Genomic DNA, 24,579 nt, shown 5'->3' on the forward strand with positions numbered 1-24,579 from the left:
GTGCCGTGGCGGCCCATCACAGCCCTTCCTGTCGGGAACCATGGCCGCCCAACTTCATAACATCTTTACCACTTATTTGTCACAAAGTTCACAATAGTCACAACCTCTGGTTACACAGCGAAGTGATCCCAACCGCCCCTGCCGTACTCACGTCCGTCCACCAGCACTCCACGGCCCTCGGTCACCGTCCCGATGACCTGCCATTGCCCGGAAAGCCCTATCCCGGCGGGGAAGGCGGCGGCCAGCGCGTGATCGTCACCGCCCGTGAGCACCCAGGTCAGCGGGTCGGCGCCCAGCTCCGCCGCGGCCTGCCGCAACTCCCGCGGAACGGCGAAGGCCGCGGAGTCCAGTTCGATGCGCACGCCGCTGCTCTCCGCCACGTGCCCGAGGTCCTGGAGCAGGCCGTCACTGACGTCGAGCATCGCGGTCGCCCCCAGGTCGGCCGCCCGCGGCCCCATCGCGTACGGCGGGCGCGGCCTGCGGTGCGCGTCCACCAGCGGCCCGGAGTCGCGCGCGCCCGCCGTCAGCAGGGCGAGCCCCGCCGCGGCGTGCCCGAGCCGCCCCGTCACGGCCACGACGTCGGAGGGGCGGGCGCCCGCGCGGGTCACCGGCGCGCGGTCCCTTAGGTCGCCCAGCGCGGTCACCCCCAGCATCACCGCCTCCGAACGCGAGATGTCACCGCCCACCACACTGGCCCCGACCAGGGCGCATTCCTCCCGCAGGCCGTCGAACAACTGATCCACCCACGCGACGGAGGTGTCCGGCGGAAGGCCCAGGCCGACCAGCAGGGCGGTGGGCCGGGCGCCCATGGCGGCGATGTCGGCGAGATTCTGGGCCGCCGCCTTGCGGCCGATGTCCTGTCCGCTGGACCAATCGCGGCGGAAGTGCCTACCCTCAAGTAACAGATCTGTCGACACCACGACCCGTCCGTCCGGTGCGCTGACCAGCGCGGCATCGTCGCCCGGACCCAGAAGAACACCGTCGCCCTGCGGCAGCCGCCGGGCGATGCGAGTCACAAGACTGAATTCGCCGAAATCTCCGACTGTGATGACGCACCTCCTAACGCAACTCAGGGTACGGTGGCCCTTCGGCGCTGATCCAAACTGATCCAAGCTGATCCAAGCCGATCTATTCAGATCCAAGCTGATACAGGTGATTGACGCTGGTCCGACCAGCTCTGCCCGCCCGGGAGGACGTGATGGTGCAGGCGTACATCCTTATCCAGACCGAGGTCGGAAAGGCCGCGGAGGTGGCCGGCGAAATCTCCTCGATCACCGGAGTCACCCAGGCCGAAGACGTCACCGGCCCCTACGACGTGATCGTCCGGGCCGAGGCGAACAACGTGGACGAACTGGGCAAGCTCGTGGTGGCCCAGATTCAGGCGGTCGAGGGCATCACGCGTACGCTTACGTGTCCGATCGTCCATATCTAGCGAACATCTAGCGAGAGCCGGGTTTGAGGAAAGCGACACTGATTCCGGCGGTGGCCATCGCGGCGGTGGCGGCGCTGGCGGGGTGCGGCGGAGCCGTGCGCGTCGAGCCGCCGGCCCCGCAGGGGGCGACCGCCGCGGCCTGCCGGCAGCTACAGGGCCTGCTGCCGCGGTCGCTGGACGGGGCCGAGCGCGTGGAGTCCGAGCCGCCGTCGCCGTACGTGACGGTGTGGGGCGCGGGCGAGATCGCGCTGCGCTGCGGCGTGCCGCGCCCGGCGCTGATGGCGCCCACCGACCGGCTTGCCGAGATCAACGGCGTCGGGTGGTTCCCCGACCCGAAGGCCCCGACCCTCTACACCGCCGTGACCGGCGGCGGATACGTCGAGATCACCATGTCGCGCGCGCACACCCCGGGGATCGTGCTCGGCCGGCTGGCCGCCCCGATCAAGCGGGCGCTGCCCGGCTGAGCCGCCCGGGGCTCAGCGCAGGCCGACGGACCGCCGCAGGGCGAGCTGGATGAGCCGGTCCACCAGCCCGGGGTACGGCAGGCCGCTGGCCGCCCAGAGCTGCGGCGCGACCGACGTCGCGGTGAACCCCGGCATCGTGTTGATCTCGTTCAGCACGATGCCGCCGTCGGGCGTGTGGAAGAAGTCGACCCGCGCCAGCCCCTCGCAGCTCAGCGCCTCGAAGGCGCGCACCGCCATGGACTTCAGCCGCTCGGTGACCTCCGCCGGCACCCGCGCGGGCACGTCGAGGTCGATGTGGCCCTCGGTGTACTTGGCGGTGAAGTCGTAGAACTCGTGGTCGTCGCGGATCAGCACCTCGCCGGGCACGCCGGCCACCGGCGGCGCGTCGTCCAGCGACTCCAGCACCGCGCACTCGATCTCCCGGCCCTCGACCGCGGCCTCCACGAGCACCTTCGGGTCGTGCGCCCTGGCCAGCTCGATCGCCTCGGCCAGCTCGCCCGGCGAGGTGGCCTTGGAGATGCCCTGGCTGGACCCGGCCCGCGCCGGCTTGACGAAGACCGGCCAGCCGAGGCCCTGGACCTCCTTCAGCACCCGCTCGCGGTCCAGCCGCCAGTCGCGGTCGCGGACCACGGCGTACCTGCCGATCGGCAGCCCCGCGGCGGCCAGCACGGCCTTCATGTACTCCTTGTCCATGCCGACACTGCTGGCCAGGACCCCCGACCCGACATAGCGCACGCCGGCCATCTCCAGCAGGCCCTGGATCGTGCCGTCCTCGCCGAACGGCCCGTGCAGCACCGGGAACACCACATCGACCGCGCCCAGCTCCTCGGGGATGCGCCCGGGCGAGAGCGCGACCAGCGTCGCCTCTCCGGTGGGCAGCGCGAGGGCGGGGCCGGACTCGTCGACGGTGGCCTCGATCGCGTACCGCTGCTCACCCGACGCGAGCACCCATCGCCCGTCCTGGGTGATGCCGACCGGCACGACGTCGTACTTGTCGCGATCGATCACCGAGAGCACGCTGCCCGCTCCGAGGAGTGACACCGCGTGCTCGGAGTTGCGCCCGCCGAAGACGACGGCGACGCGCGGCCGGCGCTCACGCTGCTCGTTCATGATGCCCGAATCTACCCTCTCAGCGGGGTTTCTCTCCGGGCCGACACGGGCCACATCTACCGGTATCTACGGGGTTCAGGGCGAACGAAGGGAATCGAGTGCCCTGGTCACGTCGGCGATCAGGTCTTCGGCGTCCTCCAGCCCGATGGAGAAGCGCACCGCGCCGGCGTCGACCCCCGCGTCCTTCCCGGTCGGGCGGACCGTGGCGGCGACGTGCGCGGCCTTGGTGTGCGTGCCGCCGACCGCCGAACCGATCCCGGCCAGCCGCAGTCCGTCGGCGAGGGCGGCCCCCGCCTCGTAGCCGCCGGTGGGGGTGACCGTGACGCAGGCGCCGTACCGGGTGCCCTCCGGTCCGGAGTCGAACAGTTGCCTGGCGAGCAGGTTGCCCGGGTGGTCGGGCAGCCCGGGGTAGTCCACCCGGCGCACGGCGGGGTGCTTGGCGACCGAGGCGGCGAACACCATCGCGGTGGAGCACATGCGGCGCACCCGCAGCGGCAGGGTCTCCATGCCGCGCCGCAGCAGGAACGCCTCGTCGGGGGACAGCGAGCAGCCGGTGTCGATGCGCACCTCGCGCAGCCGCTGGATCAGGCCGGGCCGGCCGACGACCACGCCTCCGGTGGAGTCGTCGTGCCCGCCGAGGTACCTGGTGGCGGAGTGCAGGACGAGATCCGCGCCGTGTTCGAGCGGGCGGCACACGACGGGGGTGGCCAGCGTGGAGTCCACGACCAGGAGCGCCCCCGCGCCGCGCGCGATCCGGTAGAGGCCGCGCAGGTCGGCCACGGCCGTGGTGGGGTCGGCCATGGTCTCGGCGTAGATGATCTTCGTGCCGGGGCGCACGGCGGCCCGGACGCGGGCGAGGTCGGCGTAGTCCACGAAGTCGGCGGTCACACCGAACCGGCTCAGCACGTTGGTGAGCAGGGAGAACGTCCCGCCGTACACGGGACTGGGGGCCAGTACGTGCGAGCCCGCGCGCAGGAACGTCAAGAACACGGCCTGGACGGCCGCCATGCCGGACGCGAACGCCTGACCGGCCACGTCCTCCGGCGCGGCGGCGCCCTCCAGCGAGGCCACCGCGGCGGCGAAGGAGGACGTGGTGGGGTTGTCGATGCGGCCGGTGGCGTGGCCGGGGCCCTGGCCGCCGAGCACGTCGGCGTACTCCGCGGAGTTTCGGAAGTTCCACGACGCGGCCCGCCACACCGGCAGACCGAAGGTGGACTGACCGGGGGTCTCCGGCCGGGGCAGGTGGATCGAGCGGGTGTTCTCGCCGAGTCTGCGGCGCGCGCGTCGTGAGGCAGTCACACTAAGAACTCACACTCCGTACCGTTCGGGCTTGGGCGAGCGCGACATCAGCAGCGTCGCTGCCTCGCCGGGGTCCAGGCCGTCGTGCACGACACCGACGACCACCTCGGTGATCGGCATCTCCACGTCGTGCTTCCTCGCCAGCTCAAGGACGGACTCACAGGACTTCACACCTTCGGCGGTCTGCTTGGTGGCCGCGGTCACCTCGGCCAGGGTCATCCCGCGGCCCAGATTCTCGCCGAAAGTGCGGTTCCTGGACAATGGTGACGCACAGGTCGCGGCCAGGTCCCCCATTCCCGCCAAACCCGCGAAAGTATGCTGATCCGCCCCCAAAGCCGCACCAAGCCGGGAAATCTCCGCCAAACCCCTGGTCATCATCATCGCCCGCACGTTGTCGCCCATGCCCATGCCGGTGGCCACGCCCACGGCGAGCGCGATGACGTTCTTGACCGCCCCGCCCACCTCCACCCCGACCACGTCGGTGTTGGTGTAGGGCCGAAACCACGGCGGCGCGTGACACGCCTGCTGCAATCTCTGCGCCACGGCCTCGTCGGTGCAGGCCACCACGGTCGCGGCGGGCTGCCGCCGGGCGATCTCCATCGCCAGGTTGGGCCCGGAGACGACCGCCACCCGCTCCTGCGGGACGCCCGCGACCTCCCTGATCACCTCGCTCATCCGCTTGGCCGTACCCAGCTCGATGCCCTTCATCAGGCTCACCAGCACCGCGCCCGGCGGGATCAGCGGGGCCCACTCGGCGAGGTTCGCGCGCAGCGACTGGGAGGGGACGGCGAGCACCACGAAGTCCGCGCCGTCCAGAGCCGCCGCCGGGTCGGTGGTGGCGCGCAGCTCGCTCGGGAGCGGCACGCCCGGCAGGTAGTCGGGATTGCGATGCTCCCGGTCGATCGCCTCGACGATCTCGGCCCGCCGGCCCCACAGGGTCGTCCGAGTACCGGCGGCGCACAGGATCATCGCGAACGTGGTGCCCCACGAACCGGTCCCGAATACGGCAGCTTTGCTCATTTCATCACCGTACGCCGTGATCAGCCGTCGGAGCGCTTCCCCGGTTCGCCCACAGGGGTGTTCCGGTCGAAGGGGGCCGGCGGCGGCTCCTCCCCACGGATGTCGGCGAGCTGCGCCGTGATCGCCGCGATGATGTCGGCGGTGGCGTCCCGCAGCGCAGCGCCGTCCGTGGCCCGCCCGGCGTACCGGGACAGGTCCACCGGCGGGCCCGCCTTCAAGTGGAAGGTCTTGCGCGGGAAGAGCCGCAGCCGCTTGCTCCCGTAGGGCAGCAGCTCCTGCGCCCCCCAGTGCGCGACCGGGATGACCGGCGCGCCGGTGGCCAGCGCCAGCCGGGCCACCCCGGTCTTGCCGCTCATCGGCCACAGGCCGGGATCGCGCGTGCAGGTGCCCTCCGGGTAGAAGATCACGCTCGCGCCGCCCTCGATCCCCCGCTCGGCGGCGCTCAGCGAGCGCGCGGCCTCGGAGCTGCCCCGATAGACCGGGATCGTGCGCAGCCAAGCGATGATCTTGCCGAGCACCGGGACCGAGAACAGCCCGGACTTGGCCAGGTACACCGGCCAGCGGCCGTGCTCGTACAGGAAGTGGCCGAGCAGCATCGGATCGGTCCAGGACAGGTGGTTGGCCGCGATGATCACTCCGCCGGTCCGCGGCATGTTCTCGCCGCCCCGCCAGTCGCGCTTGGTCAGCAGCAGCATGGCCGGCTTCAGCAACACCACGGCCACCGATTCCCAAAAGCGCGAAGGTCGGTCCATGCGGCTCATCGGCTCCTCCTGTCGACGGCGCTGATGCGCCGCAAGTCTCCCGGTTGCCCGCGTCGGGTGTCGAGGCGCGATGCTTAAGGGTATGCGCGCATCGCAAAGTTCCGCCTGGTCCCTCGTGGTGCCGGTGAAGACGCTGGTGGCCGCCAAGACCCGGCTGACCAGGGCGGCCGGACCCCACCGCACGGCGCTCGCCGTCGCGATCGCCTGCGACACGGTCTCGGCGGCACTGCGCTGCCCGCGCGTGGCGCGGGTCGTCGTGGTCACCGGTGACCCGCAGGCCGCGGAGGCGCTGGCCGAGGTGGGCGGCCATGTGGTGGACGATCCGCAGGCGGGCCTCAACGCCGCGCTGCGCTTCGGGGCGGCGGAGGCCGTACGCCTGGCGCCCGGTGACGCGGTCGGAGCGCTCCAGGCCGACCTGCCCGCCCTGCGCCCCGCCGAACTCGACGTCGCGCTCGCCGCCGCGGCCGACTTCGACATGGCGTTCGTCCCCGACGCGGCCGGGATCGGCACCACCTTCTACGGCACCATGCCGGGCGTGCCGTTCACCCCGGGCTTCGGCGGCGAGTCACGCGCCAGGCACCTCGGGCGCGGCGCCAAGGAACTCGACCGGGACGACATCCCCTCGGTACGACGAGACGTCGACACCCCTGTCGACCTCGCCGAGGCGGTCACCCTGGGCGTCGGCCCGCGCACCGCGGAGGTGGCCAGGCTCATCCTGGGCGACCCCGGCGGGACGGCCTAGGCTGGGGGCGTGCAGGCGACGGTACGTACATACGACCAGCAGACCCGCTCCGGGACGGTCTTCCTCGACGACGGCAGCGTGCTGACCTTCGGCACCAGGGCCTTCGACGCGGGGCCGCTGCGGCTGCTGCGCTCCGGGCAGCGGGTCAACATCAAGGTGGCCGACGGCGAGATCACCGTGATCACGCTGTCCACCTTCCCGCTGCCCGAGTGACGTGGGTCGCCGGAAAGGCGCGAGCGCCCGAGGCGTGGATCGCCCCGAGCGCCCGGACAGGTGAAGCGCTTACTTCCGTTTCGCCGACTTCTTGCCCCCGGCGTTGACCTGCTCCTTGAAGTCCGCCCCCGGACGGAATCGCGGCGCCCAGCTCTCGGCCACCTTGATCGGCGCACCGGTCGAAGGGTTGCGCGCCGTACGAGCCGGCTTGTGCACCATCTCGAAGGCGCCGAACCCGGTGATCGAGACCTTGTCCCCGCCCGCGACCGCTTTCTGAATAGCGTCCAGGACGGCATTCACCGCCTCGTTGGCGGTCTTCTTGTCGCCGACCCGATCCGAGATGGCGTCGACGAGTTCCCGCTTGTTCATTTAGGTTGCTCCCCCTGTAACGGCACGGGGTTCCAGCACACCAGGCAACGGTTCACCAAACCCCTTCCCGCTTGAAATTAGGGGAAGGTGGCCCAGGACTCAATCACCGAGGGGCATGTTGCGCCTACTCGGCGTGTCGGAGCCCTGCTCCGGCAGGGTCTCCGGGTCCCTGCCGGATTCGAGCGCGGCAAGATCGTCGAGGAAGACGGAAAGGCGGGCGGCGGCGCTGCCGAGGTCCAGCTTGGCGGCGTCGCAGATGGCCACCAGGCGCCGGGCCAGCCGCTCCCGCCGGTCCGCCGCCCCGGAAAGGGCCCGCACCCGCCGATGCGCCTCCCGCAACCCACTCGCAAGATCTGTGCCTGTGTCCATGGCGCTCGCTTCGCTCGCGCGGGGCCCGGGCGCCTTCAAGGCCGCGTCCTCCGCTCCTCGCTCCCTCGTTCGTTCCTCACTCGATCGCTCGTCGCTCCGGACACGACCGCGCCCGGTCCCATGCGTGCTCACGGTGAGCGCATCCCAGGACAAACCACGTCGCTCGCGACGCTGACGCGTCGCCTCGCGGCCCGGACGCCGACAACCGGCCCGCTTCCCCCGCCACTCATCCACACGCCCGCACCCAACGCGACGCTACGCACCGCGGCCCGGACGCCGACAACCGGCGCGCTTCCCCCGCCGCTCATCCACACGCCCGTACCCAACGCGACGCTGCGCGTCGCGGCTCGGACGCTGACAACCGGCGCGCTTCCCCCGCCGCTCATCCGCTCGTCCGTACCCAATGCGACACTGCGCGTCGCGGCTCGGGCGCTGATAACCGGCGCGCTTCCCTCGTCGCTCATCCGCTCGTCCCTCGCTCCTTCCCTCCTCAGTCCAGAGCACCGGCGCACCCTCGCGGGGCCCCTTCACTCCTCAGACCAGAGCACCGGCGCGCCCTCACGGGCCCCTTCACTCCTCAGACCAGAGCGCGGGGTGGGAGGCGGGGGCTTTCAGGCGGTCGTCGGCAGCCATCGCTGCCGACCATTCTCGTACTCCGTGATGGCGTCGGCCGCGCGCAGGGTCAGGCCGATGTCGTCCAGGCCCTCCAGGAGCCGCCAGCGGGTGTAGTCGTCGATCTCGAAGGCGGCCTTCTCGCTCCCCCACCTGACCTCGCGTTCGCGCAGGTCAACGGTCAGTTCGAGGGACGGGTCGGCCTCCACGGCGGCTTGGATCGCCTCGACGGTGTCGCCCGGCAGGACCACCGGGAGCAGGCCCATCTTGGTGGAGTTGGAGCGGAAGATGTCGCCGAACCTGGCGGAGATCACGGCGCGGAAGCCGTACTGCTGAAGCGCCCACACGGCGTGCTCGCGCGAGGAGCCCGTGCCGAAGTCGGGGCCGGACACCAGGATCGAGGCCCCCTGGTAGGCCGGGTCGTTGAGCACGAAGGAGGGGTCCTCGCGCCATGCGGAGAACAGGCCCTTCTCAAAGCCGGTACGGCTGACCTGCTTCAGCCAGACGGCGGGGATGATCTGGTCGGTGTCGACGTTGCTGCGGCGCAGCGGCACCGCGCGGCCGGTGTGGGTGGTGAATGCGTCCATGGTCGGTCGGTTCCTTAGGTCCTTGGCCGGGGTCGTCAGAGGTCGGCGGGGGCGGTCAGGCGGCCGGTCACGGCCGTGGCGGCGGCCACGGCGGGCGACACCAGGTGCGTACGGCCGCCCTTGCCCTGCCTGCCCTCGAAGTTGCGGTTGGAGGTGGAGGCGCTGCGCTCTCCCGGGGACAGCGTGTCCGGGTTCATCCCCAGGCACATGGAACACCCCGCCTCGCGCCACTCCGCGCCCGCGGCCTTGAACACCTCGTGAAGGCCCTCCTCCTCGGCGGCCCTCTTGACCTGCATGGAGCCCGGGACGATCAGCGTGCGGGTGACCACCTGCCGGCCGCGCAGGATGTCGGCCGCCGCCCGGAGGTCCTCGATCCTGCCGTTGGTGCAGGAGCCCACGAAGACGGTGTCCACCGCGATCTCCCGCAGCGGGGTGCCCGCCTTGAGGTCCATGTACTCCAGCGCGCGCTCGGCCGCGGAACGGGCGATCGGGTCGTCGAACGACTCCGGAGCCGGTACCGCCGCGCTCAGCGGCGCGCCCTGCCCCGGGTTGGTGCCCCACGTCACGAACGGCGTGAGCGTGCTCGCGTCGATCTCGACGACCTTGTCGAAGACGGCGTCGTCGTCGGTGCGCAGCGACCGCCAGTACTCGACCGCGGTGTCCCACGCGGCCCCCGAAGGAGCGTGCGCGCGGCCCTTGAGGTAGGCGAAGGTGGTCTCGTCCGGCGCGATCATGCCGGCCCGCGCGCCCGCCTCGATGGACATGTTGCAGATCGTCATCCGCCCCTCCATGGAGAGCTTGCGGATGGCCTCGCCGCGGTATTCCACGATGTGACCCTGGCCGCCGCCGGTGCCGATCTTGGCGATGATGGCCAGGATCAGGTCCTTGGCGGTCACGCCGACCGGCAGCTCGCCGCCGACCTCGATGGCCATGGTCTTGGGCCGGTACGACGGCAGCGTCTGGGTGGCCAGCACGTGCTCGACCTCGGAGGTGCCGATGCCGAAGGCGATGCCGCCGAACGCGCCGTGCGTGGAGGTGTGCGAGTCGCCGCACACGATCGTCATGCCCGGCTGGGTCAGCCCGAACTGCGGCCCGATGATGTGGACCACGCCCTGGCCGGCGTCGCCCATCGGGTGCAGCCTGACGCCGAACTCCGCGCAGTTCTTGCGCAGCGTCTCGACCTGGGTGCGGGAGACGGGGTCGCTGATCGGCCCGAGGACGGTCGGTACGTTGTGGTCCTCGGTGGCGATGGTCAGCTCTGGCCGGCGCACCTTGCGCCCGGCCATGCGAAGGCCGTCGAACGCCTGCGGGCTGGTCACCTCGTGGATGAGGTGCAGGTCGATGTAGAGCAGGTCCGGCTCTCCCTCGGCACGACGCACGACGTGCTGCTCCCAGACCTTCTCGGCCAGTGTGCGGCCCATTGGCTCGCCTCCCACTTTTCTGACTTGCTTTCTCATATCGCGAGACTGCAGTATCGGCTTATGGACAACTCTAGCGGAGTCGGCGTACTGGACAAGGCGGTTCTCGTGCTCAATGCCCTGGAAGCGGGGCCGGCTTCGCTGGCGCAGCTCGTGCAGGCCACCGGGCTCGCCCGGCCCACCGCCCACCGGCTCGCCGTCGCCCTGGAGCACCACCGCATCGTCGCCCGCGACACGCAGGGGCGTTTCGTGCTCGGCCCGCGGCTTTCCGAGTTGTCCACCGCCGCCGGCGAGGACCGGCTGCTGGCCGTGGCCTCCCCCGTGCTCACGCAATTGCGCGACCTCACCGGGGAGAGCGCCCAACTGTACCGGCGGCAGGGCGATGAGCGGGTCTGCGTCGCCGCGGCCGAGCGGGCCAGCGGGCTGCGCGACACGGTACCGGTCGGCACCGCGCTGCCGATGACCGCCGGGTCGGCCGCGCAGGTGCTGCTGGCCTGGGAGGAGCCCGACCGCCTGCACCGCGGGCTGCGCGGCGCGAAGTTCACCGCCGCGACCTTGGCGAGCGTGCGCAGGCGCGGCTGGGCGCACAGCGTCGGCGAACGCGAGCAGGGCGTCGCCAGCGTGTCGGCCGCGGTGCGCGGGGCCGGCGGCAAGGTGATCGCCGCGGTGTCGGTGTCCGGCCCGATCGAACGGCTGACCCGTACTCCCGGCCGCCTGCACGCCGCCCCCGTCGTCACCGCGGCCGAGCGGATCACCGAGGCCATGCGCCGGGCCAACTGAGCCCGAGGCGCCCCTCCTCCTCCCGCATGTCGCAAGCAATACGCAATTCCCGGCATCGACCAACGGATATGGGGAGGCGAGCGCCCTTCCGGCCGACTAGCCTGGGCGAGTGACAGATCGCATCGAGGCAGCCGCCGCGGAGCTGCGTCCCCTGCTCCAAGAGTTCATCCTGTGGGCGCCTGAGCATGCGCCCGACAGCGATCCCGACATGGTGGGGCCCGCGGTGCTCTGGCACCGGCTGGCGGCGTCCCCCCACATCGGCAGGTGGAGGCGCACCGACCTTCGCACCGTGCTGCTCGACCGCATGCCTCAGGTCATCGAGGATCCGCAGGAGGCCGCCGAGGGGATGATCCCCGCCGTCCGGGCCTACCTCACGTTCCTGTCCGAGACGGGCAAGCTTGCGGACGGCTCCGACAAGCTCGACGCGCTCCTCGACGAGCTCGACGATCTGGAGGACGACTTCCTGGAGGCGATGGACGACGTCGACTACGACGGCGACGATGACGATGAGGCCGAGAGCCTGGGTGACTTCGAGCCGTTCGCCGACGTGATCGGCGCGCTGCCCACCATCCGGCTGCGCCCCGACGTCGAGCTGGCCGCCGCCGCGCGCCAGGTGCCGCTGCTCACGACGACTCGCGACCTCGCGATCTGGGTCGGGCCGTCACGCAAGATCGGCGATGAGAACCTGCTCGACGACGCGGAGATCCATGAGGCGCTGCAGGCCGTCGGCCTGCCGGAGCCGCCGCCCGCCACCGACGGCGACATCTCGCTGGCCCAGCGCGTCCCGGCCCTGTGGAACATCTGGAACCTCGCGGTCGATCTGGAGTTCCTGCTGCCGCAGGGCGACGACACGGTCGGGGTCGACGACGACACCGCCGCCTGGCCGTTCGACGACGACGAGGACGTGCTCGACGTCTGGCTGCTGGGCCTGCAGTCGGTCGACTACGGCGATCCCGAGCTCGATGACGAGGAGCTGACGCTCACGCTCTCCGGGCTCACCAGGGCCGCGCTCGTCCGCCTGCTGGCCGCCCAGGGCTCCCGTGATCTGGGCGAGCTGCGCACCGAGCTGGAGGAGGCGGTGGCCGACCTCGACGACCTGGGGGCCGACGCCTGGTCCGCCGCCACCGAGCAGTACGGCGACCCGCTGGCTTCGGTGGTCGACTGGCTGCGCGGCTACGGCATGATCACCGTGGAGGGCGACGAGATCCGCCTCACGCCGCTCGGCTTCGAGGGCGTGATCCACCTGGTCGACGACGCCGACATCGAGGTGGACGCCCGCCCCTCGATCGACGCCATGACCGCCCTGGACCTGCTGTCCTTCAGCGCCGAGCTGCCGGAGGAGGAGGCCGACGCCGAGTTCGCCGCCTGGATGGCGCTGCGCGAGCCCGGCCAGGCGGCCAGGGAGCTGCTGCGGGCCGCGGCGGAAGACGACGCCGACGCGCTGGTCCGCGTCCAGGCGGCGAGCATGGTGGGGTCGCTCGGCGACGAAGCGGTGACGGCCTGGCAGGAGGCCCTGAAGATCTCCTCGCTGCGGCCGTACGCCGCCACCCACCTCACCCAGCTCGGCGTGGACGGCGCGCCCGAGCCCACCCAGGCCGACACCCACTGGCTGATCCTCGACATGTGGACGATCTCGGCCGGCCTCGGCCGCCAGGAGTTCGTGAGCAGCCTGCACGACATCGGCCCGGCCGCCGACCTGTCCAACCTGCTCGACGTGATCTGGAAGGTCCGGCACCCGCACCTGGAAGAGCTCCTCGAAGCCATCGGCCAGGCCCACCCCGACCGCCAGGTCGGCAAGGCCGCCAAACGCGCCCTCTTCAAGGCCCGCTCCTCCGCCAACTGACCCGCTCCGCCAGGACCCGACTCCTCCACCCCCCAACTTCTCGGGCCCCGGCCACACTCGGCACGACCTACAGCCCCCGCTCCAAAGCTCACTCCGGGCCCCCACCCGCCATCCCCGGGCATCCCACACGAAGGCTTATTCACCGGGCTTCACCCCCGGATCTCACCTCGCTCTGTTCTCGGCAACGCGCCTGCAAGCGTGGCCCGACCACTCACGCCACGAGCAACGGCACTCCCGCCCACTCGCCCGGGACAGCCGCCGCCTGACGACCACCAAGGCGGAATTCACGCCATCTCCCGTACTCCACCGCGCCACGCGTTCACGCTCGCCGCCGGACTACGTCCCCGAGGTGGGGTTCGACCGCTCGACCACCCACGCCACGAGCAACGGCATTCCCACTCACCCGCCCGGGGACAGGCGCCGCTTCCACGGCGACATCCCGTGCTTCAGTTCGCCACGCGTCATCCACTCGCCGCATTCCATATGGCCGTCCCCCTGTCACATCCGGCGCGGCCGGCCGCCTTCCCGCCCGGCCCATTCCCCTCCCAGCGCGCAATCGCCGCTGCCTCTCCCTTGCCGGCGTCTACCCGGCCCTCTGGAGCTCTGTAACTCGCCATGAGCCCGTTGGAGTACCTCTTAGGACCATCAGGTGCCCTGAGCCGATACGCGGCCCGTCAGTCCGCGATGTGCCAGTCGGGCAGCGGCCGGTAGATCATGACGCCTGCCCGCTCCAGCTCCTCCCGCAGCCGGAAGTACTCGTCCCCGAAGGGATCCACTCCCGCGAGCGGCATCAGTCCGCGCCGGATCGACAGGTCGTGGGGCGCGAGTTCGGCGGCCTTCGCCAGATGCCGCCCGGCCGCCGCTGTACGCCCCCGGCGAAACAGCCAGGCCGCGATCCGGCCGTGCAGCCGGGCCAGTCGTTCGTCATCGGTCGGCGTGCGCAGGTGCTCACGTACGGCATGCCCGCTCAGGCCGCTCTCCCCCGTGCGCACCCACCGGCGCAGCGCCGCCGTGGCGGCCTCCGAGGACAGGCCGTTCATCGACCGGAATGTGTCGGTGGCGGTCATGGTGTCCTGGGGGCGGGCGATACGGCCGTCCTCGTCGATCCACACCACGGTCGGGACATTGATCACGTTGTACAGCTCCGCCACCCGCCCCTCCGTGTCCACGAGCGCGGTGTGCGCGAGGTCCTTCGTCCAAGGCTCGGCGTCCTCGGCCCGGCGGTCCAGCGACACGCTGACCACGCCGAAGCCGTACTCCCGCAGCTCGCGGTGCAGGTCGTCCCAGGCCGCCAGGTCGTACCGGCAGCCACACCAGGACGCCCAGAAGACGAGCGCGACCTTCGTGCCCCGGCGGGCGGACAGTGTGAAGTCGTCGCCGAGCGTGAAGCCGGGGGCCTCGTCCACGGACAGCCGGGCCGGCTCGCCGACGGCCACCACACCCTCCTCCAGATCCACGACGACCTGGCGGTCCAGCATCTGAGCGAACGCGACGAGGTCGATCCCGGGCTCCGCCGTACCGGGGGCCGGTGGCAACTCGGCGGCGGCGGACCGGGAGGCCGGAACGCACGCGTCACCACGACACCAACCGTGCGGCTTGCGCTCCCAGCCGAGGACCGGCCTCCCTGACGGCAGCACGAGATCGTCGATCAGCTCTTCCCGTCCGTCCGCCAGCAAGGCGATATTATTAGATAGTGTCACTCTCCAAGAGTTAGATAGTGGCGCTCTCTAGTCAAGTGCCACCGGGAGAGAACACGAAAAAACCCCTTGGATGCTTCCAAGGGGTTGGAGTCGAACGTGTAGTCCCGACCGGATTCGAACCGGCGTTACCGCCTTGAGAGGGCGGCGTCCTAGGCCACTAGACGACGGGACCTTACAGGCCGGAAGGGCTTTTAGGCCCTTCCCTGCGCCGGACCTCCCCGGCGACGGCTGTAACTCTACCGCACCCAAAGTGGTGGGCAAAACGCTTAGCGCCCGGCGGGCGAAGGTGAGCCCGACGCCCTTGACACAGAACTGAGAACGGGCTCAGCCGGTCTCAGCCAACGCTCAGCACCCGCCATGCACGGTGGGAGGCATGACGGCAAATGTCACACCGCCCACCCAGCAGCGGCCCAAGCCCCAACCCCCCACCGCTCGCCCCGGCAACACCCCTCCCCCACCCGAGACGAACGCGTCCACCACACGAACCACCTCCGCCACGAACAGGACCCGCACCCAAAAACCCACGACGGCCACGGCCACACCAAGCCCGCCGTGGGCCACCCCGGCCCAAGCAACCCAATCGCCCTCATCACCACGCCCCGCCACCCCTGCACCGATGTACCCCACTGGCCCACAAACCCCCCCAGCGACCATCACCGCCCCTAAGACCAGCCCGCCCCAGCGGACCAGCATCCAGCCCGCACAAACGCACACACCCCAAGCACCTCAGCCCCGCCCAACAACCGCCACCACCGCCGTTTCAACGCCATCGGCCAACCTCACACCGCCGTACGCCCAGCCCGCACAAACCAGCGCGACCCCGACACCCCGACCCCACCCACCGACCGCCACCGCCGCCATAGCCGGCGCGCCCCAACGGACCGGCTCGCCGCGCGCCGCCGCGCCCGCACCGGCGTACACGACCACACCGCGCCCACCACGGGCTGGAACAGCCGTCCGCCCGTCCGCGAACACCGCAACCTCCCGGCCGGACACACGCACCCGTCCTGCCGCCACCAAGGCCGACACACTCCGACAGCCCAACCCACTGCCCACACCCGCACACACCGGCACACCGAACTCCCCCACTCCCCTCCAGGTCACCGCCCCGCCGAACCCGAACGGGCGTCCATCCAACGGCCCACCGGCCGACGCCCCCGCCGGAACCCTCGCCGCGCACCCCACCATCAGCGACGGACTCCGCCGGGTCGAAGCGACCATCCGGCGCCTCAGCAACTCCTCCAGAATCCCCGCGATCAACAAGGCCGCGGACAGGATCACCTCCGCGGGCGGCAAGCGGCTGCGACCGGCACTCACCCTGGCGACCGGGCTCGCGCTCGGCGGTTCCATGACCCGTCGCCTGGTGACCGGAGCAGCCTGCGTCGAGATGATCCATGCCGGTTCACTGGTCCACGACGACCTCATGGACCAAGCCGCCGAACGCCGCGGAACCCGCACCCTCAACGCCGAGCTGGGCGACCCCCGCGCACTCGTGATCGGCGATTTCATGCTGGCCAGAGCCGGGCTGGCCGCGCTCACCGCGGTGTCCCGCCCGGTCGCGGAGACCCTCGCGGCCACCGTCGTGGAACTGGCGGAGGGCCAGTACCAGGAGACCGCGAGCCTGTTCGACCCCGCGCGATCCGTCGAGGACGCGATGCGGTCCATCACCGGCAAGACCGCCTCACTGTTCCGCACGAGCTGCCTGGTCGCCGCCCAGTGCGCGCACGCGTCCCCCGAACAGCGCGTACGGCTCGCGATGTACGGCGAGCGGTTCGGCGTGATCTTCCAAATCCTGGACGACCTGCTCGACCTGGCCGGCGACCCCGCCATCCTGGGCAAGCCCGCGGGCAGCGACCTGAGGCACGGCGTCTACAGCCTTCCGCTGCTGTGGTCCCTGGGCGACCCGAGCCTCGGCGACGTACGCGACCTGCTCGGCCGCCGCCTCACCGACGCCGAGGCCGACCGCGCACTACAGGCGCTCCGCCGCAGCGGCATGATCGACCAGACGATCGAACGATGCCGCCAGATGGCCGCCGAGACCGTGATCCCCGGCCTCCCGCGCGGCGCGATCGCCGACTCCCTCGCCGCCCTCCCGGCCGCCTACATCAACTGGACCGCCGCCATGCTCACCCGGTGATGGCGGCAGAAACGAACACCGGACGCCCACCGCCAGTGCCCACGGAATAGCAAATTCCGGCACCGGCCATGGCTTCGCCGTATTTCCCGAGAAAGAAGCTTCCCGCAGCCGCTTATTCATTCGCCCACCGCGTTGGCGACCACGAACCCCACAAAAACCGCGGCCTCAGGCAGCCTCACAGCACCGAACACACCAGCGCGAGGACCGCCCTTTCCGCCCCGAACCCCGAAACGACCACCACAGCCCCGCCGTCACCGAGGGGGCCGGACCTCCCGATCGCGCACGGCCACGGTCCCACCCAGCGCATCAAGTGCCGCCACCAGCACATCCCGCGCATCCGCCAACCGCCCCCGCCCCGCCGCCAGCGCGAGACGTTCCTCCATCTCTGCCCGCAGCCGGCGGGCGGCCATCACCGCGTCCCGCCCGCGCGCGGTCAACCGGATGCGATGAATGCGCGCGTCACGCGGGTCCGCCGCCCGCTCCACGTAGCCAAGGCGCTCAAGCTCGCCAATGGTCTTGGACACCGCCTGCTGGGTCACCCCGAGCTTGTCTGCCAACTCCCCGACACCCGGCTCATCCTCAATGAGGTGCTGGAAGACGTAGCCGTGCGAGAAGCGAAGATCGTCATACCCCTCGGCCGCCAACCGCTCCTGCACGGCGTCAGCCGCCGCGAAGCCGACGAACAAGGCGAGGGTGCCGACATCAAGATCATCAGGTTGCACGACTCCAAGTATTCCACAACCACGGATACACAACTATGGTTGTGAATATGGACGACAACCTCTCCATCGCCCTGCGCTACCACCAGGCCGTGGCCGATGGCGCAACCGGCGCCGCACTCGCACGCTTCTTCGACGAGGACGTCGTGCAACAGGAGCTACCGAACCTGCTCTCCCCCGAGGGCGCCCAGCGCGACCTGACCGGCCTTCTCCAAGCCGCCGAACGAGGCGCCACACTGCTGACCCACCAGGACTTCGAGGTCGTCAATGCCATCGCGGCAGGCGACCGGGTCGCCCTGGAAGTCCGCTGGACCGGCGAAACAAAAGACGGCCGAGTACTACGCGCGCACATCGCCACATTCCTCGACTTCCGCAACGGCCGAATTCACGCGCAACGCAACTACGACTGCTACGACCCCCCATAGCAGGAACGCCACAAGCCCACCCCAAAAGCCCCGATCTACGAAACCCACGCCAAAACAAGAAAAGGCCAAGCCGCCCACAAAGCCTCACCGGCACCCCCACCCGAAGATGCCAGACAACACCCCCTCAGCCCCCATCCACCACTACGCCACCCCCAGCGCCAGACAAGAAGACGTCGATCGCCCCCAGCCTCGGAAGATCACCCGCGCCCATCCCGAGGAGACGCCACACCACCCACGACCGACATCAACGCCTCGGCCATGGACGTGACCCCACCCATGGGTGGCCACGCTGGTGCGCACCATCTTCGACCAGCCCACCGCCGAGCAGGTCCGCAGCCGGCCGGCCTGGGTCATCGACGCCCTGGAGGCCAAGTACCCGGCCACCTGCGAGCACCTGACGCCAGGTCTGGTCCAACAGCCCACGAGAACGTTGAACAAAGAGATCCGTCACCGCCCCGACGTGGTCGGCGTCTTCCCCGACCGGCCCTCCATCATCCGGCTGGTCGGCGCGGTGCCGGCCGAGCAGGCCGACGAATGGACCGAAGCCCGCCGCTACATGGGCCTGGACGTCCCGGCCAAGGCCCGCGTCCAGCTCATCGTCGGCGACGCACCGGCCCGGAACGCACTCCCGCAGACACTTACCACTTAACCTGCAGAAACAGGATCACTCGAAGATCGATTCATCCACCACGTTCGTGGACGTGACCCCCCACCGACCAGCCCCGATCCATCTTCGTCGGACCCTGCCCGCCCTCAGCGCGTCAGCAATATGCGGCCCCGAGAGGTGCGACACACGGCCAGCCCATGCTGCGCCGAACCGCCCCTTACGCGCCGACCTGCATGAGGTCAGGACGGTACCGTGCCACCCAGTTCCCCATATCGCCGTCCTGCCAGGCCGGATCGATCGCGCCGAGCGGGATCGACACCTCGGGCCGGCCGGTGCGCTGGTCCGCCGGGACCGCCGCCAGTTGCTGCTGCATCCATGCGGGAATCCGCTGCGGAACCACCCGCTCCCCCCAGCCGATCAGGCCCAGCGAATGCATCGCGCCCGCGCGGACCCGCATCCCGCCGGGGCGGCCGATCGTCCGAGGACTCGCCATCCTGCTCTGCACCTCGCCGACCCGCGTGATGTCGCCCCAGGCCAGGCGCGCCCGAAATCCTGAGCCATCTTCCAGTTCCACACCGAACGGCGAGAACCGGATGACCGTGCGGTCGACCATCTTGGCGTACTTCCTCGCCAGCACTCCGACCAAGACGCCGGTCCCGACCAGGCCGACCAGGACGCCACCCACCGTCGTGGTCGTGAAGATCGCCCCGAGCAACAGCATGACCAGGAAGAACATCACCAGCGGAGCCCCGAACGGCAGCAGAAACCTCCCGAAGGAGCCATTGACCCTGAACTCTTGCGAAGGGTTGTGCATCCGTGTCAATTTAGCCCAACAGCCCCCTTTTGTACGCCTCGGCCACAGCGGACGCGCGATCCCGGACGTCGAGCTTGGCGTACACGTGCAGGAGATGCGTCTTGATGCTCGCCTCGCTGATGAACAACCTGGCCGCCGCCTCCTTGTTGGTCGCCCCGCCCGCGACCAGGCGCAGCACCTGCATCTCGCGGGGGCTCAGCGTGCTCTTGACCGGTTTTCTGACGCGGCCGACGAGCAGCCCGGCCACCGTCGGCGCGAGCACCGTCTCCCCTCGGTGCGAGGCCCGTACGGCACGCAGCAACTCCTCGGTGGGCGCGTCCTTGAGCAGGTAGCCGGTGGCCCCCGCCTCGATCGCCGGGAGGACGTCGGCATCGGTGTCGAAGGTGGTCAGCACGAGGACCCGGATCTCCGGTGCCAGCTCACGAAGCCGCTGGATGGCCCGCACGCCGTCCATCTCGGGCATCCGAAGATCCATCAACACGACATCGACGACCAGCTCCCGCGCCAGCCGCACGGCTTCGGCCCCATCGCCGGCCTCGCCGGCGACCTCGATATCCCCCACCGCCGCGAACGCCGCCCGCAGCCCATCACGAACCACCGGATGATCATCCACGATGAGCACCCGTATCACCGGTTCCGAAGCCCCCGAATCACCACTCACCACAACCCCACCACCGAACCACCCTCCAACTCCGACCCGATAAGACCCCCTGCCGGAATGGGCCCCAGCACAAGTCGTTCACCCAGGCCGCCCAATTCGGGGGCCGCCTTGCTCCGCTCAGCTCATGTCCCGTGCGAAACGCCCCTACCGCGCCGATACCGAAAACAGCCCTCTGAGGCCCCTGCCCGTGGCCGGTGAAGTCGCGCGCGCCTCGTCTCCGATCAGAAGCGCCGACCACCCCGAACACGACCTCGGCCACGCCACGCCATCGGCCGCTCTGCACCAGCGAAGACCACCAAACCACAGCCCATTACCGACCAGTCACCACCATCGGCATCCCCGCCCCACCGGCTCGCGCCCGACACCCGACAAGTCCCTACAAGCCCGACATCGAGACCACCTCGCCGCGGTACCGCGACCATACGGATCGATCACCTCTCCTCCAGCAAGGTCTCCGGATCCGCAGGGTCGGCCGGGATCGCGGGGACGGCGAGCGCTACCGCGGTGCCCTGGCCGGGGCTGCTCTCGATGGTGAGCGAGCCGCCCACGCCGCGGGCGCGCTGGCGCATGGTGTCGAGGCCGAAGCCGGCGGAGCACGCGGCGGCGCTCTCGTCGAAGCCGGTGCCGTCGTCACGAACGTCGAGCAGGACCGTGTCGTCGAGGTAGTCGAGCGTCACGCCGACCCGCTCGGCCTTCGCGTGCTTGGCGATGTTGGAGAGCGCCTCCTGGGCCACCCGGAAGATCGTCACCTCGACCCCGGCGACGAGCCGCCGCGGCGCGCCCGTCACGTCGAAATCGGGGGTGATCCCGGTGCCCTCGCTCCATCGGCCGGCGAGGTCGGCCAGGGCGTCGGGGAGATGCGCTCCGTCCAGTGGCTCTGGCTGCAGCGCGCGAACCGACCGCCTCGCCTCGGTGAGGGCACGGCCGGCCAGCACGGCGATCTGGTCCGCGTGCCGCCGCCATTCCTCCACGTCGTCGCGCGCCCCTTCGGCCGCCCGGACCTGGCCGATCAAGGCCACGAGATCCTGCGCGATGGTGTCATGGATCTCCCTGGCCAGCCGCTGCCGTTCGTCCAGCACACCGGCTTCTCTGGCCTGAGCGACGAGCTGGGCGTGCAGCCCGGCGTTCTCAGCCAGCGCGGCCTGGAGACGCTGGTTGGCCTTTCTGCGCCGCTCGCTCTCCAGGCCGACCTGCCATCCCACGAACAGCAGCGGCACCGACAGCCCGAGCAGCGCGGTGATCAGATCGATCTGTCCGAACCCCTGCCCGTTCGGATCGCTCTGCGCGACCACGGTGGTGATCGCCGTGGCGGCGACCCCGATCATGATCGCTCGTTTCGGGAACAGCACACCCGCCAGCGGGTAGCCGATGGAGAGGAAGAGCGTGAAGGCCACGCTCGTCGCCACAAGGGCGCCGCCGAGGGCGAGGATGCCCACATAGTGGACGATGGTCACCGCCTGGTGTGTACGGCGCCGGGGATACAGCCAGTGCATCCATGGCAGCCACAACGCGGCCAGGCCGACGAACACCCACGTCTGCGAAATGACCTGCCCGAGCAGGAGTGCGGCGAGAAGAGCGACCACCAGCAGGGCGTACGCCAGTGCCAGGTAGACCCACACCTCCCTGCTTCGCACGGAGACCCCCTCGTCGGGCCCGAGCCAGCTCATCTCCATCACCCCCAAAAGGTCACTCCCATCTGAACACCTTGGCCGACAGCAGCGAGAATCCGAGTGCGACCACGGACATCACCCCCAGGTGCAACGGCTCAGGCCAGGCCCCCGCCCAGCTGGCCCGAAGCGCCTGCATGAAGGCCCCCAGCGGGGTGAAGTCGCCCACGTCGGCGATGAAGGCGGGCAGGCTCTCCACCGGCATGAAGATGCCCCCGAACACGATGCTCACGAAGAACACCGCGACGCCGATCCCGGTCGCCACGCGCCCGCTGGGCGCGATCGACGCCACCAGGAGCCCCACCGCGAACAGCGACATGACACCCAGGACGAAGGTGAGCAGGAACGCCGGAATGCTGCCAGGCGGCCCGAACCCGAAGGCCACGACGCCGACGGCCACCACCAGCGCCATGGAGACCAGCGCGAACAGCGCGCCCACGACGAGCTGGGCACTGAGCAGCACTGCCGGGTGGACGGGCGTGCCGGCCATCCGGCGAAGGATGCCCTTCTCCCGGTATCCGGCCATCGTGCTGGGCAGGAGGTTCATCCCGAGCTGGGCCAGGCCGAGCGCGATCGCCGCCGAAGGAAAGAAGGTCTCGATGGCGTCTCCCCCACCCGGCGACATGACCACACCGAACAGGGCGACGATCCCCACCGGCAGCACCAGCACGATCAGAGCCGCGGCCGGATCACGCAGAAACAGTTTCAACTCGTACTTCGTAAGTGCGGTCATCCCGCTCTCCTCGTCATCTCAGATATCAGCCACGCCGATGAACGGACACACCTACGGAAGCGCCCAGGGAACCACCAGAGCCATCTGACCGACTACCGGTCAGCACCACGAAGGCATCGTCGAGGCTGGGCTGATCGATGCGGAGGTCGGCGGCCACGATCTGGTGGCGGGCCAGCACGGACGTCACCGCGTGCAGCAGGTCGCCATTGCCGGACACCTCCACCCGGGTGCCCGTCATGCTGACCCTGGTCACCTCGGGCAGGCCGGTCAGCAGCCGCTCGTCCAGCGGGGCCGAGGGGCGGAACCGCACCCGCTGCTCGGGGACGGCACGCGAGATCAGCCCTGAGGGGCTGTCCACCGCGACGACCCGCCCCGCGTCGATGACCATGACCCGGTCGCAGAGCCGCTCCGCCTCCTCCATGAAGTGGGTGACCAGCAGCACGGTGACGCCCCCGGCCCTGACCCTCTCGATCAGCTCCCAGGTGTCGCGTCTCGCCTGTGGGTCGAGGCCGGTCGTGAGCTCGTCGAGCACGACCAGCTCCGGAGAGCCGACGAGGGCGAGCATGATGAACAGACGCTGTTTCTGGCCGCCGGAGAGCTTTGCGAAGGGCGTGTCGCGCTTGGCGGCGAGCCCCCAGTCGTCGAGCAGCCGCCGCCAGTCGGTGGGGGTGTCGTAGAAGGAGCTGTGGAGGTCGAGCGCTTCCCACACCTTCAGTCGCTCCGGGATCTGACTCTCCTGGAGCTGGATGCCGATCCGCCGCCGCAGCCGCTTGCCGTCGGCATGCGGGTCGAGCCCCAGCACTTTGAGCGTGCCCGCGTCGGCCCGCCGCAGCCCCTCCACGCATTCCACGGTGGTGGTCTTGCCCGCGCCGTTCGGGCCGAGGATCCCGAAGATCTCCCCGTGCTCCACGGAGAAGGACACGTCGTCCACCGCCACATGCGGGCCGTACTCTTTGCGCAGGTTGCGCACATCAATCACCGTCATGCGAAAAGAATGCGGCCGGCGCCCCCGGCTTCGGATCGCCCAAGGAGCGCATCGATCGGTGGATTCGCCGTATCAACCGATCGGTGGATAGGGCCTCCCACGATCGATGAGCCGACCAGGCGATACGCAACCCGGGGCTCGCTTGCCAGGCTTGCCCCATGAACGATTTCTCACGCCGCACCGCGCTGAAGTCCGCCGCCGTCGCCGGGGCGACGGGTGCCGGAGGCATCGCCGCCGGCCGGGGCCGGCGCGTGACCACCTATGTGTTCGTCACGGGGGCCAATGGCGGGCTGTCGGCAGATGCCGAGCTGGCCCTGCGCGGGCACCGCACGGTCGCCGTGGAGCTGCCCGGCCACTCGGCGACGGACGAGCAGTTCCGACCGGCCTACCAGGTGCCACAAGATGCGCAGGCGCTGGCCACCGCGCCATCGGCGATGGCCGAGATCACCCTTGCCGACTATGTGGCGGCGACCGTCGCGACGGTTCGGCGGGCGGCGAAGCACGGTCCCGTCATCCTGGTCGGCGGCAGTATGGGCGGAGTGACGATCACCAAGGCGGCCGACGAGGTGCCCGACCTGATCGACCGGCTTGTCTACGATTCGGCCTTCTGCTGCACCAAGCTGGCCAGCGCCGAGGCCTATCTGGCGACACAGGAGGGAAAACCGAGCAAGATCGGCGCCATCCTGGCCGGCGTGGCGGCCGATCCGTCGGTCATCGGCGCGATCAGGATCAACTGGCGGCTCGCCGACCCGAAGTTCCTGGGCCCGCTCAAGGCCGCGCTGATGGCCGACTCTTCGGAGGCCGAGTTCATGGCCATGCTCAACGGTTCGCTGCCCGACGACAGCCTGCACATCGCGACGGCCGACGCTCGCGGGCGCAAGGAGAGGTGGGGCCGCGTGCCACGCACCTACATCCGGCACTCGGAAGACCAGGTCATCCCGCCGGCCCTGCAAAATCGGATGATCAAGGAGGCCGACTCGCTCACGCCCGGTAACACCTTCGACGTGCGGACCGTCCGCACCGCTCACGCCCCCAGCCGGGCGGCATGGAAACAGATCGTCGACATCCTCGACGGCCTCGCCTGAAGGGCCGCAACGGACAACGAAAAAGGC

General features: G+C 70.3%; 25 protein-coding genes, 1 tRNA gene and 1 pseudogene. 10 read left to right on the forward strand and 17 right to left on the reverse strand.

Going from position 1 to position 24,579, the window contains the following annotated elements; translation table 11 throughout:
• Positions 1 to 110: 110 nt before the first annotated feature.
• Positions 111 to 1,049 carry a thiamine-phosphate kinase gene (locus ACH34R_RS13690; protein ID WP_397561988.1) on the reverse strand — a complete coding sequence of 313 codons (939 nt, stop codon included), beginning with the start codon at positions 1,047 to 1,049 and terminating at the stop codon, positions 111 to 113.
• A gap of 149 nt (positions 1,050 to 1,198) precedes the next feature.
• On the opposite strand from ACH34R_RS13690, the gene ACH34R_RS13695 reads away from it, so the two are divergent.
• Both ACH34R_RS13695 and ACH34R_RS13700 read left to right on the forward strand, forming a co-directional pair.
• Positions 1,199 to 1,432, forward strand: a complete 234-nt coding sequence (locus ACH34R_RS13695) for an Lrp/AsnC family transcriptional regulator (RefSeq protein ID WP_397561747.1) — start codon at positions 1,199 to 1,201, stop codon at positions 1,430 to 1,432.
• 23 nt (positions 1,433 to 1,455) lie between these two features.
• On the forward strand, positions 1,456 to 1,896 hold the full coding sequence (locus ACH34R_RS13700) for a DUF3515 domain-containing protein (protein WP_397561748.1): 441 nt from the start codon (positions 1,456 to 1,458) through the stop codon (positions 1,894 to 1,896).
• Between the two features lie 12 nt (positions 1,897 to 1,908).
• On the opposite strand, the gene ACH34R_RS13705 is transcribed toward ACH34R_RS13700, so the two are convergent.
• The 4 genes from ACH34R_RS13705 to ACH34R_RS13720 all read right to left on the reverse strand — a co-directional run bounded on the left by ACH34R_RS13705 (position 1,909) and on the right by ACH34R_RS13720 (position 6,086).
• Positions 1,909 to 3,006: a D-alanine--D-alanine ligase family protein gene (locus ACH34R_RS13705; RefSeq protein WP_397561749.1), complete on the reverse strand. Its 1,098-nt coding sequence runs from the start codon at positions 3,004 to 3,006 to the stop codon at positions 1,909 to 1,911.
• A gap of 75 nt (positions 3,007 to 3,081) precedes the next feature.
• Positions 3,082 to 4,305 (reverse strand): trans-sulfuration enzyme family protein, encoded by a 1,224-nt coding sequence (locus ACH34R_RS13710; RefSeq protein ID WP_397561750.1) that lies wholly within the window; start codon positions 4,303 to 4,305, stop codon positions 3,082 to 3,084.
• Positions 4,306 to 4,314: 9 nt separating this feature from the next.
• Positions 4,315 to 5,325: an NAD(P)H-dependent glycerol-3-phosphate dehydrogenase gene (locus ACH34R_RS13715; protein WP_397561751.1), complete on the reverse strand. Its 1,011-nt coding sequence runs from the start codon at positions 5,323 to 5,325 to the stop codon at positions 4,315 to 4,317.
• A 20-nt stretch (positions 5,326 to 5,345) separates the two neighbouring features.
• Positions 5,346 to 6,086, reverse strand: coding sequence for a lysophospholipid acyltransferase family protein (locus ACH34R_RS13720; RefSeq protein WP_397561752.1), 741 nt, complete (start codon positions 6,084 to 6,086; stop codon positions 5,346 to 5,348).
• An 82-nt stretch (positions 6,087 to 6,168) separates the two neighbouring features.
• On the opposite strand from ACH34R_RS13720, the gene cofC reads away from it, so the two are divergent.
• Both cofC and ACH34R_RS13730 read left to right on the forward strand, forming a co-directional pair.
• Entirely contained in the window at positions 6,169 to 6,828 is a 660-nt protein-coding gene (gene cofC, locus ACH34R_RS13725) for a 2-phospho-L-lactate guanylyltransferase (protein ID WP_397561753.1), read from the forward strand.
• 9 nt (positions 6,829 to 6,837) lie between these two features.
• Complete coding sequence (locus ACH34R_RS13730; protein WP_111166007.1) at positions 6,838 to 7,041, forward strand: hypothetical protein; 204 nt, start codon at positions 6,838 to 6,840, stop codon at positions 7,039 to 7,041.
• A gap of 69 nt (positions 7,042 to 7,110) precedes the next feature.
• Here the strand turns inward: ACH34R_RS13730 and ACH34R_RS13735 are convergent, their stop codons facing one another.
• The 4 genes from ACH34R_RS13735 to leuC all read right to left on the reverse strand — a co-directional run bounded on the left by ACH34R_RS13735 (position 7,111) and on the right by leuC (position 10,399).
• Entirely contained in the window at positions 7,111 to 7,410 is a 300-nt protein-coding gene (locus ACH34R_RS13735; RefSeq protein ID WP_397561754.1) for an HU family DNA-binding protein, read from the reverse strand.
• Between the two features lie 99 nt (positions 7,411 to 7,509).
• Positions 7,510 to 7,779, reverse strand: coding sequence for a hypothetical protein (locus ACH34R_RS13740; protein WP_397561755.1), 270 nt, complete (start codon positions 7,777 to 7,779; stop codon positions 7,510 to 7,512).
• Positions 7,780 to 8,390: 611 nt separating this feature from the next.
• Positions 8,391 to 8,978, reverse strand: a complete 588-nt coding sequence (gene leuD, locus ACH34R_RS13745) for a 3-isopropylmalate dehydratase small subunit (protein ID WP_111166004.1) — start codon at positions 8,976 to 8,978, stop codon at positions 8,391 to 8,393.
• 35 nt (positions 8,979 to 9,013) lie between these two features.
• Positions 9,014 to 10,399 (reverse strand): 3-isopropylmalate dehydratase large subunit, encoded by a 1,386-nt coding sequence (gene leuC / locus ACH34R_RS13750; protein ID WP_397561756.1) that lies wholly within the window; start codon positions 10,397 to 10,399, stop codon positions 9,014 to 9,016.
• Between the two features lie 60 nt (positions 10,400 to 10,459).
• On the opposite strand from leuC, the gene ACH34R_RS13755 reads away from it, so the two are divergent.
• The gene (locus ACH34R_RS13755; protein WP_111166002.1) at positions 10,460 to 11,176 is read left to right on the forward strand and encodes an IclR family transcriptional regulator; all 717 of its coding nucleotides are present in this window, start codon (positions 10,460 to 10,462) and stop codon (positions 11,174 to 11,176) included.
• A 109-nt stretch (positions 11,177 to 11,285) separates the two neighbouring features.
• Positions 11,286 to 13,019, forward strand: a complete 1,734-nt coding sequence (locus ACH34R_RS13760; protein WP_397561757.1) for a hypothetical protein — start codon at positions 11,286 to 11,288, stop codon at positions 13,017 to 13,019.
• A 674-nt stretch (positions 13,020 to 13,693) separates the two neighbouring features.
• On the opposite strand, the gene ACH34R_RS13765 is transcribed toward ACH34R_RS13760, so the two are convergent.
• Complete coding sequence (locus tag ACH34R_RS13765; protein ID WP_397561758.1) at positions 13,694 to 14,695, reverse strand: redoxin domain-containing protein; 1,002 nt, start codon at positions 14,693 to 14,695, stop codon at positions 13,694 to 13,696.
• A gap of 123 nt (positions 14,696 to 14,818) precedes the next feature.
• A tRNA-Glu gene (locus ACH34R_RS13770) sits at positions 14,819 to 14,891 on the reverse strand.
• Positions 14,892 to 15,335: 444 nt separating this feature from the next.
• Here ACH34R_RS13770 and ACH34R_RS13775 point away from each other — a divergent pair.
• Positions 15,336 to 16,856, forward strand: a complete 1,521-nt coding sequence (locus ACH34R_RS13775) for a polyprenyl synthetase family protein (RefSeq protein ID WP_397561759.1) — start codon at positions 15,336 to 15,338, stop codon at positions 16,854 to 16,856.
• A 251-nt stretch (positions 16,857 to 17,107) separates the two neighbouring features.
• Here the strand turns inward: ACH34R_RS13775 and ACH34R_RS13780 are convergent, their stop codons facing one another.
• A complete protein-coding gene (locus tag ACH34R_RS13780) occupies positions 17,108 to 17,578 on the reverse strand; it encodes a MarR family winged helix-turn-helix transcriptional regulator (protein ID WP_397561760.1) in 471 nt (156 codons plus the stop codon).
• Between the two features lie 47 nt (positions 17,579 to 17,625).
• Here ACH34R_RS13780 and ACH34R_RS13785 point away from each other — a divergent pair, with 47 nt between their 5' ends.
• Both ACH34R_RS13785 and ACH34R_RS13790 read left to right on the forward strand, forming a co-directional pair.
• Positions 17,626 to 18,000, forward strand: a complete 375-nt coding sequence (locus ACH34R_RS13785) for a nuclear transport factor 2 family protein (RefSeq protein ID WP_397561761.1) — start codon at positions 17,626 to 17,628, stop codon at positions 17,998 to 18,000.
• A 274-nt stretch (positions 18,001 to 18,274) separates the two neighbouring features.
• A pseudogene (locus tag ACH34R_RS13790) lies at positions 18,275 to 18,649 on the forward strand (transposase); the annotation flags it as partial.
• Between the two features lie 175 nt (positions 18,650 to 18,824).
• On the opposite strand, the gene ACH34R_RS13795 reads toward ACH34R_RS13790, so the two are convergent.
• From ACH34R_RS13795 to ACH34R_RS13815, 5 genes are all read right to left on the reverse strand, one after another.
• On the reverse strand, positions 18,825 to 19,421 hold the full coding sequence (locus tag ACH34R_RS13795; protein WP_397561762.1) for a hypothetical protein: 597 nt from the start codon (positions 19,419 to 19,421) through the stop codon (positions 18,825 to 18,827).
• Between the two features lie 10 nt (positions 19,422 to 19,431).
• Positions 19,432 to 20,052, reverse strand: coding sequence for a response regulator (locus tag ACH34R_RS13800; RefSeq protein ID WP_397561763.1), 621 nt, complete (start codon positions 20,050 to 20,052; stop codon positions 19,432 to 19,434).
• A 461-nt stretch (positions 20,053 to 20,513) separates the two neighbouring features.
• Positions 20,514 to 21,749, reverse strand: coding sequence for a sensor histidine kinase (locus ACH34R_RS13805; RefSeq protein WP_397561764.1), 1,236 nt, complete (start codon positions 21,747 to 21,749; stop codon positions 20,514 to 20,516).
• A 19-nt stretch (positions 21,750 to 21,768) separates the two neighbouring features.
• Entirely contained in the window at positions 21,769 to 22,482 is a 714-nt protein-coding gene (locus ACH34R_RS13810) for an ABC transporter permease (RefSeq protein ID WP_397561765.1), read from the reverse strand.
• A 25-nt stretch (positions 22,483 to 22,507) separates the two neighbouring features.
• Positions 22,508 to 23,467: an ABC transporter ATP-binding protein gene (locus tag ACH34R_RS13815; protein ID WP_397561766.1), complete on the reverse strand. Its 960-nt coding sequence runs from the start codon at positions 23,465 to 23,467 to the stop codon at positions 22,508 to 22,510.
• A 158-nt stretch (positions 23,468 to 23,625) separates the two neighbouring features.
• Between ACH34R_RS13815 and ACH34R_RS13820 the strand changes: the two genes are divergently transcribed.
• The gene (locus ACH34R_RS13820) at positions 23,626 to 24,552 is read left to right on the forward strand and encodes an alpha/beta fold hydrolase (protein ID WP_397561767.1); all 927 of its coding nucleotides are present in this window, start codon (positions 23,626 to 23,628) and stop codon (positions 24,550 to 24,552) included.
• The last annotated feature ends 27 nt before the right edge of the window (positions 24,553 to 24,579 follow it).

Source organism: Spongiactinospora sp. 9N601 (genome assembly GCF_044326295.1).
Lineage (GTDB): Bacteria > Actinomycetota > Actinomycetes > Streptosporangiales > Streptosporangiaceae > Spongiactinospora > Spongiactinospora gelatinilytica.